Origin of the sequence: Sphingobium sp. MP9-4, assembly GCF_005281675.1 — a bacterium.
GTDB lineage: Bacteria > Pseudomonadota > Alphaproteobacteria > Sphingomonadales > Sphingomonadaceae > Sphingobium > Sphingobium yanoikuyae.
This window is the reverse complement of sequence record NZ_LUFI01000003.1, coordinates 20,845-37,037: the sequence shown is the minus strand read 5'-3', so window position 1 is coordinate 37,037 and position 16,193 is coordinate 20,845. Positions and strand designations below refer to the sequence as shown.

The 16,193-nt window shown below is 65.6% G+C and carries 20 protein-coding genes; 6 read left to right on the top strand and 14 right to left on the bottom strand.

Going from position 1 to position 16,193, the window contains the following annotated elements:
• Nucleotides 1–300: 300 nt before the first annotated feature.
• The 6 genes from A0U87_RS02090 to A0U87_RS26085 all read right to left on the bottom strand — a co-directional run bounded on the left by A0U87_RS02090 (nucleotide 301) and on the right by A0U87_RS26085 (nucleotide 5,294).
• Nucleotides 301–699, bottom strand: coding sequence for a hypothetical protein (locus A0U87_RS02090; RefSeq protein ID WP_010336879.1), 399 nt, complete (start codon nucleotides 697–699; stop codon nucleotides 301–303).
• A gap of 114 nt (nucleotides 700–813) precedes the next feature.
• Nucleotides 814–1,971, bottom strand: coding sequence for a mechanosensitive ion channel domain-containing protein (locus A0U87_RS02085; RefSeq protein ID WP_048936294.1), 1,158 nt, complete (start codon nucleotides 1,969–1,971; stop codon nucleotides 814–816).
• Nucleotides 1,972–2,003: 32 nt separating this feature from the next.
• The gene (locus A0U87_RS02080; RefSeq protein WP_048936295.1) at nucleotides 2,004–3,011 is read right to left on the bottom strand and encodes a DNA topoisomerase IB; all 1,008 of its coding nucleotides are present in this window, start codon (nucleotides 3,009–3,011) and stop codon (nucleotides 2,004–2,006) included.
• A 78-nt stretch (nucleotides 3,012–3,089) separates the two neighbouring features.
• Nucleotides 3,090–3,803 (bottom strand): hypothetical protein, encoded by a 714-nt coding sequence (locus A0U87_RS02075; protein ID WP_048936296.1) that lies wholly within the window; start codon nucleotides 3,801–3,803, stop codon nucleotides 3,090–3,092.
• Nucleotides 3,800–5,164 carry a putative O-glycosylation ligase, exosortase A system-associated gene (locus A0U87_RS02070; protein ID WP_010336883.1) on the bottom strand — a complete coding sequence of 455 codons (1,365 nt, stop codon included), beginning with the start codon at nucleotides 5,162–5,164 and terminating at the stop codon, nucleotides 3,800–3,802. Before A0U87_RS02070 ends, A0U87_RS02075 begins: the two co-directional genes overlap by 4 nt.
• Nucleotides 5,157–5,294, bottom strand: a complete 138-nt coding sequence (locus A0U87_RS26085; protein WP_004210005.1) for a hypothetical protein — start codon at nucleotides 5,292–5,294, stop codon at nucleotides 5,157–5,159. The genes A0U87_RS02070 and A0U87_RS26085 overlap by 8 nt, the downstream gene beginning before the upstream one ends.
• A 101-nt stretch (nucleotides 5,295–5,395) precedes the next feature.
• On the opposite strand from A0U87_RS26085, the gene A0U87_RS02065 reads away from it, so the two are divergent.
• On the top strand, nucleotides 5,396–6,619 hold the full coding sequence (locus tag A0U87_RS02065; RefSeq protein WP_048936297.1) for a TIGR04063 family PEP-CTERM/XrtA system glycosyltransferase: 1,224 nt from the start codon (nucleotides 5,396–5,398) through the stop codon (nucleotides 6,617–6,619).
• A 51-nt stretch (nucleotides 6,620–6,670) separates the two neighbouring features.
• Nucleotides 6,671–7,753, top strand: coding sequence for a hypothetical protein (locus A0U87_RS02060; RefSeq protein WP_048936298.1), 1,083 nt, complete (start codon nucleotides 6,671–6,673; stop codon nucleotides 7,751–7,753).
• 9 nt (nucleotides 7,754–7,762) lie between these two features.
• On the opposite strand, the gene A0U87_RS02055 is transcribed toward A0U87_RS02060, so the two are convergent.
• Entirely contained in the window at nucleotides 7,763–8,134 is a 372-nt protein-coding gene (locus A0U87_RS02055; protein ID WP_048936299.1) for a hypothetical protein, read from the bottom strand.
• Nucleotides 8,131–8,316: a hypothetical protein gene (locus tag A0U87_RS02050; protein WP_004210013.1), complete on the bottom strand. Its 186-nt coding sequence runs from the start codon at nucleotides 8,314–8,316 to the stop codon at nucleotides 8,131–8,133. Before A0U87_RS02050 ends, A0U87_RS02055 begins: the two co-directional genes overlap by 4 nt.
• Before the next feature lie 115 nt (nucleotides 8,317–8,431).
• On the opposite strand from A0U87_RS02050, the gene A0U87_RS02045 reads away from it, so the two are divergent.
• Entirely contained in the window at nucleotides 8,432–9,100 is a 669-nt protein-coding gene (locus tag A0U87_RS02045; protein WP_048936300.1) for a S24 family peptidase, read from the top strand.
• Between the two features lie 69 nt (nucleotides 9,101–9,169).
• Nucleotides 9,170–10,087, top strand: coding sequence for an XdhC family protein (locus A0U87_RS02040; RefSeq protein ID WP_048936301.1), 918 nt, complete (start codon nucleotides 9,170–9,172; stop codon nucleotides 10,085–10,087).
• A gap of 14 nt (nucleotides 10,088–10,101) precedes the next feature.
• On the opposite strand, the gene A0U87_RS02035 is transcribed toward A0U87_RS02040, so the two are convergent.
• A complete protein-coding gene (locus A0U87_RS02035; RefSeq protein WP_010336890.1) occupies nucleotides 10,102–10,287 on the bottom strand; it encodes a YbdD/YjiX family protein in 186 nt (61 codons plus the stop codon).
• Nucleotides 10,284–12,332 (bottom strand): carbon starvation CstA family protein, encoded by a 2,049-nt coding sequence (locus A0U87_RS02030; protein ID WP_048936302.1) that lies wholly within the window; start codon nucleotides 12,330–12,332, stop codon nucleotides 10,284–10,286. The genes A0U87_RS02035 and A0U87_RS02030 overlap by 4 nt, the downstream gene beginning before the upstream one ends.
• A 151-nt stretch (nucleotides 12,333–12,483) precedes the next feature.
• On the opposite strand from A0U87_RS02030, the gene A0U87_RS02025 reads away from it, so the two are divergent.
• Nucleotides 12,484–13,722, top strand: a complete 1,239-nt coding sequence (locus tag A0U87_RS02025; RefSeq protein ID WP_048936303.1) for an aminotransferase class V-fold PLP-dependent enzyme — start codon at nucleotides 12,484–12,486, stop codon at nucleotides 13,720–13,722.
• Between the two features lie 3 nt (nucleotides 13,723–13,725).
• Here the strand turns inward: A0U87_RS02025 and A0U87_RS02020 are convergent, their stop codons facing one another.
• Nucleotides 13,726–14,103 carry a DoxX family protein gene (locus tag A0U87_RS02020; RefSeq protein ID WP_080993508.1) on the bottom strand — a complete coding sequence of 126 codons (378 nt, stop codon included), beginning with the start codon at nucleotides 14,101–14,103 and terminating at the stop codon, nucleotides 13,726–13,728.
• A gap of 17 nt (nucleotides 14,104–14,120) precedes the next feature.
• On the bottom strand, nucleotides 14,121–14,555 hold the full coding sequence (locus A0U87_RS02015; RefSeq protein WP_122928705.1) for a pyridoxamine 5'-phosphate oxidase family protein: 435 nt from the start codon (nucleotides 14,553–14,555) through the stop codon (nucleotides 14,121–14,123).
• A gap of 119 nt (nucleotides 14,556–14,674) precedes the next feature.
• On the opposite strand from A0U87_RS02015, the gene A0U87_RS02010 reads away from it, so the two are divergent.
• Complete coding sequence (locus A0U87_RS02010; protein WP_048936448.1) at nucleotides 14,675–15,226, top strand: 2'-5' RNA ligase family protein; 552 nt, start codon at nucleotides 14,675–14,677, stop codon at nucleotides 15,224–15,226.
• 6 nt (nucleotides 15,227–15,232) lie between these two features.
• Here the strand turns inward: A0U87_RS02010 and A0U87_RS02005 are convergent, their stop codons facing one another.
• Both A0U87_RS02005 and yihA read right to left on the bottom strand, forming a co-directional pair.
• A complete protein-coding gene (locus A0U87_RS02005) occupies nucleotides 15,233–15,535 on the bottom strand; it encodes an alkylphosphonate utilization protein (RefSeq protein WP_037507361.1) in 303 nt (100 codons plus the stop codon).
• Between the two features lie 4 nt (nucleotides 15,536–15,539).
• Complete coding sequence (gene yihA / locus A0U87_RS02000; protein WP_048936306.1) at nucleotides 15,540–16,187, bottom strand: ribosome biogenesis GTP-binding protein YihA/YsxC; 648 nt, start codon at nucleotides 16,185–16,187, stop codon at nucleotides 15,540–15,542.
• Nucleotides 16,188–16,193 lie beyond the last annotated feature (6 nt).

The window sequence follows — 16,193 nt, the reverse complement described above, 5'->3', positions numbered from 1 at the left end:
CACCGCTTTCCTACTCGGCCATTCTCTGGTCTATCCTCGGCGATGCAATCCGCGTCATCGCCCGTCGCCCATGGGAGGCGTGACCCAAGTGTCGCCTCGATGGCGCGTCATCGTCGCCTGGTCGTGACCCGATCGACAGGCAACTGTGACCCAGGTGTCGCGCCGGCGTCGCGTGACAGGGGCGTGGGTGGTGCATATCCGGTGCAAACGGCCCATTTTGCTCGACGACACTGTGAACTTCGGGGCTGTCGCGTCGGCGTGACCCTGCCAGGCCCGCCGATCGCGACAGATTGTCTCGGCTCAGTAACCCAGCGTCAGGCCGACGCTATAATATTTCGGGCCGACATTGGCCTTGGCGCGCAGCTTGGGGATCAGCGGCATCGCCAGCGTCGCATAGGGGCGGGTATTGTCGCCGCTGAAGCGCACGCCCGCACCGATCGAGACCGACATCGGGATCGTATAGGCCGCCTCGACCCGGCCATAGAGCTTGGTATCGCCATCGCGCAGATAGACGCCGCCGCCCGGCGTCAGGCTGAAGCCCGCCATGTCGAGCGCATAGCCGGCGCCGATCTCGGTGCCCCAATGGCCGTCGGCGCGGCCATAATTGACTTCGGCGCCCAGTCCCTCGGCATGGGCTGCAGGCGCCATAAGGGGGGCAGCGATCAGCAGGCCAAGGGCCGCCATCCGGTTCATTTTCATGGCAAATCCATATCAGTCATTGGTGATGGATGGGTAAGGGCGCGGCTGGTCCCCGCCGGCAAGCGGAAAGGGGACCAGCCGAATCCGTCCTGCGGTGAAGCGAGGTGTTTCGTTCTATCCGTCGACGCGGCGCACCGGCTGCACCTCGGCATAGGGCATGATCGCCTTGCCGTCGGGGGCTGCGGTGAAGCTGGTCTGCGTCGGATAGGCGAACTCGATGCCCTCGGCATTGAACCGCTTCCAGATGGCCAGGCCGATGCGATGGCGCATCTGGAAATAGTCATGATGGTCGGGATCGGGCACATCGAAATTGAGCTGATAGTCCAGGCTGCTGGCACCAAAGGCTATGATCCCGGCATTGACGAAGATCATGCCTTCCGCCTCGACGATCTCCTTCAATATGGTGGGGATCGCCTCGGCCTGTTCCTCCGACGTCTGGTAGATGATGCCGATGGCATAGGTGACGCGGCGCTGGATCAGCGTCTGCAGGCTGGTGATTTCCTTCTGCAGCAGGTTCGCGTTGGAAATCACCTTCTTCTCGCCGCTCATCGCCCGCAGCCGGGTGGATTTCAGGCCGATCTTCTCGACCCGCGCCGTGGTCTGGTCATAGGTGATGATCTCGCCCTGGCGGAACGGCTTGTCGAAGATGATCGACAGCGCCGCGAACAGATCGGAGAAGATGCCCTGCGCGGCAAGGCCGATCGCGATGCCGCCGATACCCAGACCCGCGACCAGGCCGGTCACGTTGACGCCCAGATTGTCGAGCACGACGATCGCGGCGATCGCGAACAGGGCAAATGTCACCAGGATGCGGATCAGGCCCATGGCATTGGCCAACGTCTCGCCCTGGCCATCCTCGGCCAGCGTCTTGCGCTCGATCAGGCCCAGGATGATCTCCCGTGCCCAGATCGCGGCCTGCACCACCACGGCGATGGTGAAGAAGAAGGTGACGGTCTTGTCCAGCGACGTGGGCGCGTCGGCGAACACCACGACCAGCCGGGCCGCGACCATGATCATGAAATATTGCGTCGTGCGCGCCGCCGCGCGGCTCAGCACATTGCCAAGGCCCAGCGGGTCGCCACGCCGGCCACGATGCTTGGTGCCGATCCGGCGCAGCGTCGCGAGCGCCAGATAGATGATCGTGGCCGCGCCGATGGCGATCAGGATCTGGATATAATGAAGCTGGAACCAGGCGATGGTCGAATGCCACATTTCCGTGAGGTTGGGCGCACGCACACTGATGTCGATGCCGGGGTCGTTCTTGTTGGCCATGCTGATCCTTGATTGATGGTCCGTGGGCTCGATCAGGCTGCCGCTGCCAGCGGGGGCGCGTTGGCCAGATCGTCGAGGAACGCGATCAGCCCGCGTTCGTGACGCGACAGATAGCGCGTCCGGCGCGGCAGGCGAAGCCCCTGCCGCCATTCATCCTGTCCGTCCTTGCACAGGTCGATCAGGGCGGGGTGGATATAGGATTTGCGGCTGATCGCCGGCGTGTTGCCCAGCGCCGCCGCGACCGGCTCGATCATCTCCTTGAGCGAGACATGGCCCGCCGCCAGCGTCTCGAAGGCGATGGTCGATGCGCCCCAGGTGCGGAAATGCTTGGCGGTGAAGTCGCCGCCCATGGCCTGCGCGATATAGGCGTTGACGTCGCTCGAACTGATCGGATGCGCCTCGCCATCCTCGTCCAGATATTGGAACAGATGCTGGCCCGGCAGATCCTGCACCGCCCGCACGAATCGCAGCAGGCGGCTGTCGGTGATGCTCAATTGCTGTTCCTTGCCGGACTTGGCGCGGTAGCGCAGGGTGAGGCTGCGGCCATTCAGGTCGACATGCCGCCGCCGCAGCGTGGTCGCGCCGAAGCTCTTGTTGGTGGTGGCATAATGTTCGTTGCCGACCCGTAGCTTGGCGAGGTCCAGCAGCCGCACCACCGCCGCGGTCGTCCGCGCCTTGCGCAGGCCGCGCCGCGACAGATCCTCCTCCATCTGCGCCCGCAGCTGCGGCAGGGCGCGGCCGAAGGCGGGGCAGCCGGCATATTTCTCCGCCTCGCGCGCGGCCCGGAAATCGGGGTGATAGCGATATTGCTTGCGCCCCCGCTCGTCATAGCCGGTCGCCTGGATATGGCCGTGGGGCGAAGGGCAGAACCAGCAGTCGCGATAGGCGGGCGGCATGGCGATCGCGTTCAGCCGGTCGATCTCGTCCCGGTCGGTGATGCGGCTGCCGTCCGCCGCGCGATAGGCCCATCCCTGCTTCAGCGCGCGCCGGCTGATGCCGGGCATGCCGTCATGGCTATGGATGATGGCGGGGGACGACATGGGAACCGGGCGACCTTCTTTCTCCCGGTCCAACCCGTGATGATCGGCTTCGTTCCGCGTGCAGCCTGCCCGGCGCTGTCAGGACGGGCGCGATCGCAGCCGCTGCAGCCAGCCGGTGCCCGCGCCATAATGGCCGGTCCAGGGCAGCAATTGGCGGCGCACCGTCGTCGCCTGGGCGCAGCCGACGATCAGGCTGATGACCGCCAGCGGGAAGGCCAGCATCATGGTGGCGGGCATGGCAAAGGCGAGGATGATCGCCGAGAACCCGCCGCCAAAGGCCGCGAGCGTCGCCCGCAGGTCGCCGTCGGGGCCGCGCAGCCAGAACAGGCAGCCCGTGACGCCCAGCGCGAACATGGCGATATTCTGCATCGCGCCGGCCGGCACGATGGCGCAGGCGGCAATCAGCCCGATCATCGCCAGCGCGGCACGGCGCCACTGCCAGCCGCCGATCAGGCGGGTGAGCAGCGGATAGAGCAGCAATTCGCAGGTCAGCGCCGCCAGCAGGATCGCGCCGGGGGCCGCCGCGCCCGCACCGTCCGCGATGAAGGCGACGACGGCACTCGCCGCCCAGGGCAGCATCCGCGACGGCGCCATGCGGATATGGCTGATCCAGCCGGTCATGCCCGGCCGCAATGCCCAGCGCCGGTCGGCCTGCCGCAACTGGAAGGCGGACAGGGCAAACAGCATCTGCACGCCCCATGGCATATAGGCGGGGGACAGCAGCGGGGCAGCCAGGATCAATCCCAGCATCAGTCCCTGAAGCCAGCCCAAAATCCGCAATTCCATGGTCATGCCGTCACTCCCGCCTGTGCGCCAGGCTGTTCGAAGAACGGCACGCGTCCGGCGTCCTTGCGCTTGCGGGTCAAATAAGTGTCGAGGCCGATCTGGAGCGAGAGCATCATGAAGATGAAAGGCTGATAGGCGATGCCCACGAACAGCGACCCGATCATGTAGACGACATGGCCCTGCTGCAGCGCCACGGCGAAGGGCGCGATCCAGGCCTCATCCGGTCCGTCGCGCTTGCGATACATGCGCCGGATCGATTCGGTGCGGATGAAGCAACTCAGGTGCAGCAGCGCCCACAGGAAGAAGCCGAAATAGCCCTGCTCGCCCAGCATCTCGAAATAGGCACTGTGATAGGCACGGCCCTTGTCGGTGACCAGGCGGCGCTCGATCCGCTTCTCGTCGCCATCGCCGACCTCGCTCTGGGCGAAATAGGTGAAGCTGTTCTGGAGATAATTGTCGAAGCCGCCGCCGCCCGGATGGGTCTTCACATAGTCGAGCGTCCACATCCACACCGCGACGCGGGTGGACGCGCTTTCGTCGCCCTGATGATTTTCGATTGTCTGCATCCGCTTGGTGAAGCTGGCGGGCAGGAAGGGGATGGCGGCCAGCGCGGCAAAGGCCAGCAGCGGGCCATAGACGAACTTGCGCTTCGACCGCATCAGCATCATGCCGGCCAGGATCACCAGGCAGACCAGGCCCGTGCGTGCCTCCGTGCCGACCGGCATCAGCATGCAGGCCAGGCACAAGGCATAGGCAAAGGCCTTCACCTTCCAGTCGGGCGGAAAGATGGTGCCATGCTGAGTGAGCCACAGGATGATCGGGATCAGCGCGATCGCCACGCAGGAAATGATGCTACCCTCATACAGGCCGCTATTATTGTCGACCATCAGATTGAGCACGCCATAGCCGCCGCCCGACAGCGCGGTCTTCATGCCGCCATTGATGATGATCGTGCTCGCGCACAGCACCATGAACAGCGCCAGCGCCTCGATCCGCAGCCGCGTGCGCAGCACCAGCGGCAGGAACACGGCAAAGACGATCGCCTTCCACACCCAGGCCCATTTGGTCGCGGCGTTGATCGGGAAATCGGCGGTGGCGGTCGTATAACCGCACCAGGCCAGCAGGACGAGCAGCAGCACCTGCCGCGCGGAAAAACGGCAATCCTTCTTGTCGTCGACCACTATCCAGGCACCGACCGCACAGACGAAGGCGATCAGCGAGATCGGGATCGAATTGAGCAGATAATAGCAGAGCCGCTGGGGCGAAACGATGTCGATATAGGCGTAGATGATGACCAGAAGGAACGGCCGCTTGAATCCCATCAGGAAGAAGGCGCCCAGGAAGGCGATGAAGAACAGGTCACGCATCGGCGGCGTCTCCGTCCGGCGATGCCGGCGGGGTGTCGATGTCGCGATCCAGGTCCGGGCGCGACAGCAGCCGCCAGGCGGCCAGCAGGATGACGCCATGGCTGATCAGCAGGGATAGGGTATCAATCATTGCGTGTTTTGATCTGCCGGTTCTGGACTCTTGCCCCGTAAAATCCCTAGCGTGACAGAGTTGACGGGGCGTTAAACCTTTTTCGGCAAAAAGTTACCGCTATGACTCGTATCCTTCACGTTCTCGATCACAGCCTGCCGATGCACAGCGGCTATACGTTCCGCACGCGGGCGATCCTGCGCGCGCAACTGGCAAAGGGCTGGGACGTGCGCGGGCTGACCGGCCGGCGCCATGTCTCTGCGGGACCGCAGGAGGAACTGGTCGACGGCCTGCATTTCCACCGCACGCCGGGCGAAGCGGCCGGCGGCAATGCGCTGCTGCGCGAATGGCGCGACATTTCCGCCCATGCCGATGCGATCGAGTCGCTGGTGCGCCAGTGGCGGCCGGACATCATCCATGCCCATTCGCCGGTGCTCAACGCCATGGCCGCGCAGCGAGTCGCGCGCCGGCACGGGATTCCGCTGATCTACGAGATTCGTGCCTTCTGGGAGGATGCGGCGGTCGGCAACGGCACCGGGACCGAAGGCAGCCCGCGCTACTGGCTGACCCGCCAGCTTGAAACCCATGCGGTCCGTGCCGCCGATGCGGTTGCCGTCATCTGCGAAGGGCTGCGGTCCGATCTGGTTGCGCGCGGAATCGACTCGGCCAAGATCACCGTCTCGCCCAATGGCGTCGATCTTGATCAGTTCGGCGCGCCGGTGCCGCGTGATCCGGCTCTGACCGCGAAGCTGGGGCTCGAAGGGGCGGATGTCGTCGGCTTCATCGGCAGCTTCTATGATTATGAAGGGCTGGACGATCTGATTGCCGCCATGCCGCGACTCGTGCGGGCGCGGCCCAGGGCGAAGCTGCTGCTGGTCGGCGGCGGGCCGATGGAACAGGCGCTGCGCGATCAGGCGCTGGCCTCGCCCTTCACCGACCATATCGTCTTTGTCGGCCGGGTGCCACACGACCAGGTCGAACATTATTATGCCCAGGTCGATGTCCTCGCCTATCCGCGCAAGGCGATGCGCCTTACCGATCTGGTGACGCCATTGAAGCCGCTGGAGGCGATGGCGCAGGGCCGACTCGTTGCTGCGTCGAGCGTCGGCGGCCATCGCGAACTGATCGAGGATGGCGTGACCGGCACCCTGTTCGCGCCGGACGACCCGGCCGCGATCGCGCAGGCGCTGGCAGGCATGTTCGCGGATCGCGGCTTCTGGGATGAACGCCGCATCGTGGCGCGCGATTTCGTCGAGAGGGAGCGTAACTGGTCGTCAAACATTTTGCGTTATGAGCCTGTTTACCAGCGACTTCTGGGACGCGACTCGACCGCAAAGGCGGCCTGAGGAACGGCGGCGATGCCGAAGTTCACACCGTCCATGCGGAGACTGGCCATCATGGCATTGGCCGCGGCAGGCTGCGGTGCCCTGGTGGTGCTGACCCTGCCGGTCGGCTGGATGGAAATGCTGGTCGCGTCGAGCGGTCTGAGCGAGACGATCCCGGCGGCCGGTCCGCCGCTGGGCATGAAGGCAAGATTGCTGCTGGCCGGTTTTGCCGCGCTGATGAGTGTAGGAATTGTGGCCGCGGTGCGGCGAAATGGATCGGATGCGCCGCACAGGCGCTTGAGAATAAGCGGAAGGCGTCATCCAGACGCCCAAGGAGCAAGAAAAATGGGTTTCGCATTTGCCAAGCTGACCGCGCTTGCCCGCGGACGCAATGTGCCCGCTGCCGAAGAGGCTGCACCCGCGCAGCGCCGCGCCGACGCACATCCTGATGCGCCGCCCCGTCCTCCGATCTTTGCCAGCCGCGATTTTGGCGGCGCCGATATCTTCGCGCGCCCGGAATCGGGGCGTCGTCGTCTGGTGGTCGATAGCGATCCGGTGGAGCCGGTGGCGGCGACGGTGGTGCGCATGGAGACGCCGGCCGCCTTTGCCATGCCGACCCCGCATGAAGAGGCGCCGGTCGAGGATATGGCGATCGCGCCCGCGCCCGCCTTCTCGCGTCCGTTCGACGCCATGCCGGCCCTGTCGACCAATCCGATCCCGCTCGGCCGCGCGCCGTTCGCGCCGCCGGAAGACGCTATATTCGAGCCTTGGGAAGAAGAGGCAGTGGCGGAATGTGCCGCCTTTGACGAAGAGCCGGTCGTCGAGCAGGCCCCTGCCTTCGTCCCGGAACCGGTGATCGAAGAACCGATCCAGGCGTTCGATCCTGCGCCCGAACCCGCACCTTTCGTTCTGAGGGCGGAGGCATCGCCCGTCCCGAGCGCGCGCAGCATCGACAGCCTGTCGATTACCGAACTGACCGAGCGGCTGGAGCGGGCGCTGGTCCAGCGTGGCCGACCGGCGACCGCGCCGCGCGTCATCGCCGACATGCCGATCGCCTCGGCGGTGCCGGTGCGCGAGGCGGTATCGGAGGATGTCGAGGATGCGCTGCGTGCCGCACTCGGCACGCTGCGCACCATGACCGGGCGCCCGCGCTAAACGACCAGGCTACCAGTCGCGGATGGTGAGGGCGGACAGCTCGATCCATTCGCCCTCCGCATCGCCGCGCAGGTCGTCGATCACGATGTCGGCGACGAAATGGCCCGGCAAAGTCCATTCCGCTTCCTGCAATTCGTTGGCCAGTGCCTCCCGGCGCGCGCGCAGGCTGCCGCCCGCCACCCGCAACAGGATGGCATGGCGACGCCCCTCGAACAGGGCGCTGGCCCAGGGACGACTGACAGCACGCTCGACCGTCGCCGGCTCGCCGATCCGGGCGATCAACTGGACCAGCAACTGGGCCAGCGGATCGGCCTCGCGCCGTTCTTCTGCTCGATTACGGACCAGATTCGCGCTCGTGCGCAGCATGTCGGCGCTTGTCATTGGCTCACGCTCCTGCGATATTCGTTCATGAAATGTTCTACGCGTCTCTTTACTCGATCGCCCGGATCGCGCCCCATGCGCAGGTCGAAGACCAGGCGCGGATCGCGCACGGCGTCGCGACCGAAACGGGTCGGCGCGATCTGATAGTCTCGCAGGAATTTCTCGATCGTGCGCAGCAGCATGGACGGACCTCTCCTTTATCGAGCCGATTCGCCCCCTGCGAATCGATAGGCAATTTCCTATCTCATATTCATTTTCCTACTTGTCTAGGAAAATTCCTATCATTATGGATGCAACATGGATGAAGCGCAGGACGCCCGGACTGCCCTCGATCGGCTGATCGTCGAACGCGGGGAAAATTATGCCGATCTGTCGCGGCTGATCGGGCGCAATCCCGCCTATATTCAGCAGTTCATCAAGCGTGGCACGCCGCGCAAGCTGGACGAGGCGGATCGCCGCATCCTGGCGCGCTATTTCGGCGTGGCGGAAACGATGCTGGGCAGTCCGCTGCCAGCCGGCGCACCGATCCCGCGCGTGCGCGGCCTGCCTGCGGTGGTTGCCGTGCCACGCCTGTCGCTCGGCGCTTCGGCCGGCGCGGGCTCGCTGGATGAGGATGAGCGCACGGCCGGCGTGATGGCGTTCGACGCGCAATGGCTACGGCATCTGGGCGTGCGGCCGCAGCGTGTGTCGATCATCCGGGTCGATGGCGAATCGATGGCGCCCACGCTCAACGATGGCGACGACATCATGGTCGATCATGAGGATGATGCCGATCGCCTGCGTGACGGCGTCTATGTGCTGCGGCTCGACGGCGTGCTGATGGTCAAGCGGGTGGCGATGGGGCCATTGCGCGGCCGGTTCAGCGTATTGAGCGACAATCCCCATTATCCCGACTGGACCGATATCGATCCGGCGATGGTGGCGATCGTCGGCCGGGTCGTCTGGACAGGCAGGCGGCTGGTCTGAGAAGCCTGGTCCGTCTTTGAAAGGCGCCGTGCCTTTCCTATGTCCAGGAAAACAGGGGAAGGCTGGATCATGAACGATAATGGCGCGGTGATCCGCAAGGCGATCGAGTGGCGCGGTGCGCCGATGGCGCTGGCGACGGTCGTGTCGACCTGGGGATCGGCGCCGCGCCCGCGCGGCAGCCACATGATCGTGCATCAGGATGGCCGGCTGGAGGGCAGCATATCGGGCGGCTGCGTCGAGACCGATGTGTTGCAGCGCGCGGCCGAGGTGATTGCCGGCCGGCCCGGCCATGTCGCGCGCTATGGGGTGGCTGATGGTGATGCGTGGGAGGTCGGCCTGCCCTGCGGCGGCGAGATCAGCGTGCTGGTGCAGCCCGTGGGGGAGGGTGGCTTCGCCCCCGACCTTTTCGATCGGATCGCGGCGGAAAGCGCGCGCGGCCGGGCGCTCACGCTCTCGACCGATCTGGACGAAGGCATCACCCGCGAGGGCGCGGTCGAGGGGCAGTTTCTCAACCGCTATGATCCGCCTCGCCGGCTGCTGATCGTCGGCGCGGTGCAGATCGCCCAGTCGCTTGCCGCGCTGGCGCAGGCGATCGACGTCACGCCGGTGGTGATCGACCCGCGCGGCCGCTTCCTGACGGCGGAGCGTTTTCCCGGCATCGAGCTGGACGATCGCTGGCCCGACGCGGCGATCGCCGCGCGCCATCCCGGCGAATCCACCGCCGTCGTGACCTTGAGCCATGACATCAAGATCGACGATCCCGCGCTGATTGCGGCGCTGGCCGCCCCGACCGGCTATGTCGCGGCGCTGGGATCGCGGCGCAGCCATGCCGCGCGGCTCGAACGGCTCGCGGCGCAGGGTTTCGGCACGGACGATCTCGCCCGGATCGACGGGCCGGCGGGGCTCGACATCGGCGCGATTGGCGCAGCGGAAATCGCCCTGTCGATCACCGCCGGGATGGTCGCCGGCTTCAACGCCCGCCGCTGATCAAACGCTGCTGATCAGCAGCATTTTCCGCCATTCTTGCCGCCATAGCGCGCCTCCTGCCGGTTCCGGAAAAAGGCGGTGCGGTCCATCGGCGCATGGCCGGGATGATGGTCGCGCATATGGCGCAGATAGGCGTCATAGTCGGGCTGGCCGACCATCAGATGCGCCATGCGCCGCAGCGTCTGGAGAAATTGGCTCATGGCTTCGTGACCAGTTGAGCCGGAATCTCGCGCGCGGTCGGCGTGGTGAAACCGCGTGCGGCCAGGCAGGTGCGGATGGTGAAGACCAGCAATGACAGCACCACGGCCAGGAAGATCGCCACCAGCCCGGCATCGACATAATCGTTGAACAGGATCTGGCGCATTTCCGCCATCGACTTGGCCGGCGCCAGAACCTCGCCCTTGTCCAGCGCCGCGCTATATTTGGCGGCATGGGCCAGGAAGCCGACCTTCGCATCGGTCGAGAACAGCTTCAGGAAGCCCGCCGACAGCGTGCAGATCAGCAGCCAGGCGGCCGGCACCATCGTCACCCAGGCGAAGCGGTCGCGCTTCATCCGGAACAGCACGGCGGTCCCCAGCATCAGCGCGATTGCCGCCAGCATCTGGTTGGAGATGCCGAACACCGGCCATAGCGTGTTCACCCCGCCCAGCGGATCGGTCACGCCCTGATAGAGGAAGAAGCCCCAGGCCGCGACGCACAGGCCCGTGGCGATGAAGCCGGGCAGCTGGCTCTTGCTGTCCTTGAAGCTCGGCACGGCGAGCGCAATCAGATCCTGCAGCATGAAGCGGCCGGCGCGGGTGCCGGCATCGACCGCAGTCAGGATGAACAGCGCCTCGAACAGGATGGCGAAATGATACCAGAAGGCCTTCATCGCCGGCCCGCCGAACACATGGCTGAAGATTTCCGCCATCGCCACGGCCAGCGTCGGCGCGCCGCCCGCGCGGCTGATGATCGTATGTTCGCCGACATCCTTGGCCGTCTGGACGATCAGGTCCGGGCTGATCGGGAAGCCCATGGCGGTGACGGCGGCGGACACGGCGGCAGGATCGGTGCCGATCACGGCGGCCGGGCTGTTCATCGTGAAATAGATGCCGGGGTCCAGGATCGATGCGCCGACCAGCGCCATGATCGCCACGAATGCCTCCATCAGCATCGCGCCATAGCCGATCAGCGGCGCGTCGCTCTCGGTCGCGATCAGCTTGGGCGTGGTGCCGCTGGCGATCAGCGCGTGGAAGCCGGACACGGCACCGCAGGCAATGGTGATGAACAGGAAGGGGAAGAGGCCGCCCGACCAGACCGGCCCGCCGCCGGCCGCGAACTGGGTGACAGCGTGCATCTTGAGCGGCGGCGCCATGATGACGATGCCGATCGCCAGCGCCGCAATCGCCCCGATCTTGAGGAAGGTCGACAGATAATCGCGCGGCGCCAGCAGCAGCCACACCGGCAGCACCGATGCTACCGCGCCATAGCCGATCAATATCCAGCAGAGCTGCACCGGCGTGAAGGTGAAGATCGGCCCCCAGACCGGCGATTGCGCAATCGCCTGGCCATAGACGATGGCGGCGAGCAGGCCGATCAGGCCCAGGATCGACACTTCGCCGATGCGGCCGGGGCGGATCCAGCGGGTATAGGCGCCCATCGCCATGGCCAGCGGCACGGTGGCGGCGACGGTGAACATGCCCCAGGGACTCTCCGCTAGTGCCTTCACCACGATCAGCGCCAGCACGGCGAGGATGATCACCATGATCATGAAGGCGCCGAACAAAGCGATGGTGCCCGCCACCTGGCCCATTTCCATGCGGATGAGTTCGCCCAGCGACTTGCCGTCGCGGCGCATGGAGATGAACAGGACCATGAAGTCCTGCACCGCGCCGGCCAGCACGACGCCCGCGATGATCCACAAGGTGCCGGGCAGATAGCCCATCTGCGCCGCCAGCACCGGCCCGACCAGCGGCCCCGCGCCGGCGATCGCGGCGAAATGATGGCCGAACAGCACGGTGCGATCGGTCGCGACATAGTCGAGCCCGTCGGCGCGGCGGATCGCCGGGGTCGGCCGCGCCGGATCGAGCCGCATCACCTCGCGCGCGATGAACAGCGCATAGTAACGATAGGCGACCAGGAAACAGCTGACCGATGCGACTACGATCCACAGCGCATTGACCGTTTCGCCGCGCGAGACCGCGACGACCGCCAGCGACACCGCGCCCACCAGCGCAGTCAGTATCCATGGAATATGCCGGGTCATCGCTCTCTCAACGGTTCGGGATAGGGATTGGGCGCCACACTAGGCCGCTCCCCCCGAAAGACAACCGCCAGTCTGGGTTAGGCGCTTGTCGGGGTTAGGGGATTCGGACGCGTTCGTTCGTCCATCGGGTGAACAGGGCAGGAGGCATCGCATGACCGACCGGAGCAAGGACGTTTCGCGCAGGGGCTTGTTGCAGGCGGCTGCCGTCGTGGGGGCGGCGCTGCCGCTGGCGGCGCGCGCGGCCCCATCGGGCAATAGCGCGCGCGACCAGTTGCTGCTGGCGCCCGACATCCATTATTTCAACGCCGCCAATATCGGCCCGGCCTTCCGCAGCGCGATCGTCGCGCATGAGCGCGAGACGCAGGCGTTCCAGGCCAATCCCTCACCCCAATATCGCACCAGATATCCGGCCACCGCCGATGCCCTGCGCGCGCGGCTGGGCAAGCGGATGAACGTCAGCGCGCAGGAAATCGCGCTGGTCCGCAACAGCAGCGAGGCGAACACGGTCGCGGTCCGCGGCCTGGCGCTCAAGGCCGGGGACGAGGTGATCCTGACCGACCACAACCATCCCTCGACCTTGGAGACATGGAAGCTGCGCGCCGCGCGCGAGGGGCTGGTGCTCAAGATTTTGCCGGTGCCGGTCTATGCGACGTCTGCCCAGGCGGTGGTCGATCTGTTCGCTGCCGCCATTACGCCGCGCACCCGCGCCATCTTCCTGTCGCACATGTCGAACGTCACCGGCATGATCTTCCCGCTGGCGCAGATTGCTGCGCTGACCCGACCAAAGGGCATCTGGCTGCATGGTGACGGTGCCCAGACCTTCGGCTGGCTGCGGCTCGACCTGCCGGCGCTCGGCGTCGATTCCTATTCGGGCAGCACCCATAAATGGATGATGGGTCCGCTGGAGGGCGGCGTCCTCTATGTCCGGCGCGAAGGCCAGGCACAGCTCCAGCCGATCATGCTCAGCCATGGCTATTGGCTGACCGACGAGAAGAATCTCGATACTGCGCAGAAATATGAAATTCTCGGCCAGCGCGACGATCCCAAGCTGATCGCGATCGATGCGACGCTCGATGCACTCGACGCCATCGGCGAGGCCGAGGTAGAGCGCCGCGCCTTCGCGATCGGCGACCAGATGCGCGACATGGTGCTGCGCCTGCCCGGCGTGAAGCTGGTCGGCACGACCACCAAGGGCCTGACCGGCCCGGTCATCACCCCGACCTTCGCCGGCAAGGATGTGCTGGCGATCCGCGACTATCTGTGGACCCAGGGCAGGGTGGTGGTCGCCCCGTCCAAGGCGGACGGCAAGCCGACTATCCGCTTCTCCCCCCATATCTACAACAGCGCCGACGAGATCGCCCTGATCGCGGACCTGCTGGCGAAGGCCTGATCGCTATCGTCGGCGGAATGGCCAGTCGATCACCGCGCCGGCCCATAGCGCCCACCAGATGATTACCGGCTGCAGCGCCAATCGGGGGCCATGATACCACCAGTTCAGATGCACGCCGCCCAGCGGGATGTCATGCAGGGCATGGTTGAAATTGGCCGGCCAGACGCACAGCGCATAGAGAGCGAGGCCTATCGCGGCGGCGCGGCGCGTGGCCGGCAACATCAGCCCGACGGAACCGGCCAGTTCGGCGATACCGGTCAGCGCGACGACGATCTGCGGCTCCGGCACCCAATGCGGCGTGATCGCCACGAAACCGACCGGCCGCATCAGATGCGCGGCGCCCGCAATCGCATAGGCAAGCGCCAGGACGGTACGGGCGATGGCGCGCGCGGTAACGGCTACAGCTCCAGTTCGCCTTCATCCTCGCCGTCCCAATAATGGGCGCGTTCGGCATGAACCTTGATCATCACCAGGCCGGGCGTATCGGCGCCTTGCGCGAACCAGCGCTCCAGATCCGGATTCCAATGCGCTTCAAAGGCGCTGCGATCGCGGATCAGATCGGCGCGGCCCTCGACCGCGATAAACAGGGGGCGCTGCCCCAGCAGGCCGCCCTTGCCATGGAAGGACAGGCCGACCCGCGGATCGCGCTCGATATCCTTCACCATCAGCGTGTCTTCGGTCGTGAAATAATAGCTGTCGCCGCCATAGGCGACGTCCTGATTGTTGCTCATCGGCCGGGCGCCGATCTGGCCGTCTTCGGTATGGGTCGACAGCATCGCGAAATCGATCTGCTGCATCTTGTCTGCCAGAATGGCGATGGTCTGCTGGGCCATGGTCGCTCTCCTCTTCTGCCCGGTTCAACGCTGACAGAGCGGATTCGGATGCGTCGGATTCGTCAGGAGGATGAAGAGAACATATAGTGAACATAAATCCGATTCGGAGGATGTTCGCCATGCTTGCCCGCACGCCGTCGCTCTATCGCCTGATCGTGGCGCTGAAGCCGCCGACCCGCATCACGCGGCAGATCGACCATTTCGCCGAGACGCTGGCGCCCGATGCCCAGCGCATCCTGCCGGCGCACCAGCATATCACGCTGGGGATCACCGGCGACTGGCCGGACTATCCCTATGCGCTGGTGAAGGCGATGCACCGCAGCTTCACCGGCATCCTGGCCGATCCATTCGATCTGTCGCTGGATCAGTTGAGCGAGGGTGGCCGATCGGCCGCGCTGCGGCCGGCGCATGCACTGCCGCCGCTCCGGGAATTGCAGCGCAAGGTGGCGTTGGCGATGAAGCGGGCAGGGGTGGGCGCCCGTCCGGGCTGGAGCTTCAACCCGCACCAGACGCTCTATTATCGCGACGGTACCCCGGCCACCCAGCGGATCAGCGGCTTTCACTGGCGGGTGGAGGATTTCGTGCTGCTATGCAGCCATGTCGGCCGCACCCATCATGAGCTGCTGGGGCGATGGCCGCTGCGCGGCAGCGGCCAATATAGCCTGTTCTGATGGCGCTCAGCGCTTGCGCACGAATTCCGCGCGCAGCACCAGCCCCTTGATGCCGTCATAGCGGCAGTCGATTTCCTGCGCGTCGCCGGTCAGGCGGATCGACTTGATCAGCGTGCCGCGTTTCAGCGTCTGGCCGGCGCCCTTGACCACCAGATCCTTGATCAGGGTCACCTGGTCGCCATCGGCCAGCAGATTGCCGACCGAATCGCGGACTTCCACAGCATCGCCGGCGTCGGCCCTGGCGGCGGCATCGGCCGCGCTGATCCATTCGCCGCTCGCCTCGTCATAGACATAATCGTCGTCGGCCATCGGCTTATCCCTGGCTTACGGATTCGAGCACGGCGGCGCGCAGTTCGGGGATGCCCATGCCCTTTTCGCTCGACGTGGCGATGATCTCGGGATGCGCGGCCGGCCGCTTGCGGATCGCATCGGCGGTGCGCTGCGTCACGGCGACCAGTTCGCTCGCCTTGATCTTGTCGCTCTTGGTCAGGACGATGCGATAGCTGACCGCCGCGCCGTCCAGCATGTCCAGCATGTCGGTGTCGACATCCTTGATGCCATGGCGGCTGTCGATCAGCACCAGCGCCCGCTTGAGCGCCGCGCGACCGCGCAGATAGTCGTTCACCAGGAACCGCCATTTCTTGACCAGGTCCTTGGGCGCCTTGGCATAGCCATAGCCCGGCATGTCGACCAGGCGGAAGCGCAGCGGATCGCCAACGTCGAAGAAGTTGAGTTCCTGCGTGCGGCCCGGCGTGTTCGACGTGCGGGCCAGGCCATTGCGATTGGTCAGCGCGTTCAGCAGCGACGATTTGCCGACATTGGAACGGCCGGCAAAGGCGACCTCGTTCACCGCCATGTCGGGCAGATAGTCGAGCGTCGGCGCGGATCTGAGGAAGCTGATCGGCCCGGAAAAGAGCTTGCGGGCTTCCTCGATCAGGGCGGTGTTGTCGTCTTCTGTCATATCGAA

What these genes read in the sequence shown, in the direction of transcription:
- A0U87_RS02090 (WP_010336879.1), bottom strand. Translation starts at nt 699, where the DNA reads ATGAAAATGAACCGGATGGCGGCCCTTGGCCTGCTGATCGCTGCCCCC.
- A0U87_RS02085 (WP_048936294.1), bottom strand. Translation starts at nt 1,971, where the DNA reads ATGGCCAACAAGAACGACCCCGGCATCGACATCAGTGTGCGTGCGCCC.
- A0U87_RS02080 (WP_048936295.1), bottom strand. Translation starts at nt 3,011, where the DNA reads ATGTCGTCCCCCGCCATCATCCATAGCCATGACGGCATGCCCGGCATC.
- A0U87_RS02075 (WP_048936296.1), bottom strand. Translation starts at nt 3,803, where the DNA reads ATGACCATGGAATTGCGGATTTTGGGCTGGCTTCAGGGACTGATGCTG.
- A0U87_RS02070 (WP_010336883.1), bottom strand. Translation starts at nt 5,164, where the DNA reads ATGCGTGACCTGTTCTTCATCGCCTTCCTGGGCGCCTTCTTCCTGATG.
- A0U87_RS26085 (WP_004210005.1), bottom strand. Translation starts at nt 5,294, where the DNA reads ATGATTGATACCCTATCCCTGCTGATCAGCCATGGCGTCATCCTGCTG.
- A0U87_RS02065 (WP_048936297.1), top strand. Translation starts at nt 5,396, where the DNA reads ATGACTCGTATCCTTCACGTTCTCGATCACAGCCTGCCGATGCACAGC.
- A0U87_RS02060 (WP_048936298.1), top strand. Translation starts at nt 6,671, where the DNA reads ATGGCATTGGCCGCGGCAGGCTGCGGTGCCCTGGTGGTGCTGACCCTG.
- A0U87_RS02055 (WP_048936299.1), bottom strand. Translation starts at nt 8,134, where the DNA reads ATGACAAGCGCCGACATGCTGCGCACGAGCGCGAATCTGGTCCGTAAT.
- A0U87_RS02050 (WP_004210013.1), bottom strand. Translation starts at nt 8,316, where the DNA reads ATGCTGCTGCGCACGATCGAGAAATTCCTGCGAGACTATCAGATCGCG.
- A0U87_RS02045 (WP_048936300.1), top strand. Translation starts at nt 8,432, where the DNA reads ATGGATGAAGCGCAGGACGCCCGGACTGCCCTCGATCGGCTGATCGTC.
- A0U87_RS02040 (WP_048936301.1), top strand. Translation starts at nt 9,170, where the DNA reads ATGAACGATAATGGCGCGGTGATCCGCAAGGCGATCGAGTGGCGCGGT.
- A0U87_RS02035 (WP_010336890.1), bottom strand. Translation starts at nt 10,287, where the DNA reads ATGAGCCAATTTCTCCAGACGCTGCGGCGCATGGCGCATCTGATGGTC.
- A0U87_RS02030 (WP_048936302.1), bottom strand. Translation starts at nt 12,332, where the DNA reads ATGACCCGGCATATTCCATGGATACTGACTGCGCTGGTGGGCGCGGTG.
- A0U87_RS02025 (WP_048936303.1), top strand. Translation starts at nt 12,484, where the DNA reads ATGACCGACCGGAGCAAGGACGTTTCGCGCAGGGGCTTGTTGCAGGCG.
- A0U87_RS02015 (WP_122928705.1), bottom strand. Translation starts at nt 14,555, where the DNA reads ATGGCCCAGCAGACCATCGCCATTCTGGCAGACAAGATGCAGCAGATC.
- A0U87_RS02010 (WP_048936448.1), top strand. Translation starts at nt 14,675, where the DNA reads ATGCTTGCCCGCACGCCGTCGCTCTATCGCCTGATCGTGGCGCTGAAG.
- A0U87_RS02005 (WP_037507361.1), bottom strand. Translation starts at nt 15,535, where the DNA reads ATGGCCGACGACGATTATGTCTATGACGAGGCGAGCGGCGAATGGATC.
- yihA (WP_048936306.1), bottom strand. Translation starts at nt 16,187, where the DNA reads ATGACAGAAGACGACAACACCGCCCTGATCGAGGAAGCCCGCAAGCTC.